Consider the following 382-nt stretch of genomic DNA (forward strand, 5'->3'; position numbering starts at 1 on the left):
TGCGGTTGCTGACGGAGTCGGTGCCGTGGCCGGAGACGGGGCGTGCGCGTCGTGCGGGGGTGTCGTCGTTCGGGATCAGTGGCACCAACGCGCACGTCATCCTGGAGGCCGTCCCCCAACCCCCCGAGGAGATCGGGCCGGCTCTGCCGGTGGTGCCGTGGGTGCTGTCGGCCAAGTCGGAGCCCGCGCTCCGGGCTCAGGCGCGGCGCCTGCTCACCGCGGCGCCGGACCATCCGGTGGGCGCCATCGCCCGGACGCTGGCAACCGGTCGCGCGGCACTGGAGCATCGTGCGGCTGTTGTGGGCGCGAATCGGGAGGAGTTGCTCGCCGGTCTTGAGGCGCTGGCGGGTGGATCGGGTGTTCATGTTGGGCGGGTGGTGTC

At 72.8% G+C, this 382-nt stretch carries 1 protein-coding gene; it reads left to right on the forward strand.

The window, feature by feature from the left end:
* Positions 1–382 (forward strand): ketoacyl-synthetase C-terminal extension domain-containing protein (locus tag QSK17_RS35805; RefSeq protein WP_285711143.1); only part of this gene is annotated, 382 nt, incomplete at both ends.

It is taken from the genome of Microtetraspora sp. NBRC 16547, assembly GCF_030268965.1.
Classification (GTDB): Bacteria; Actinomycetota; Actinomycetes; order Streptosporangiales; family Streptosporangiaceae; genus Microtetraspora.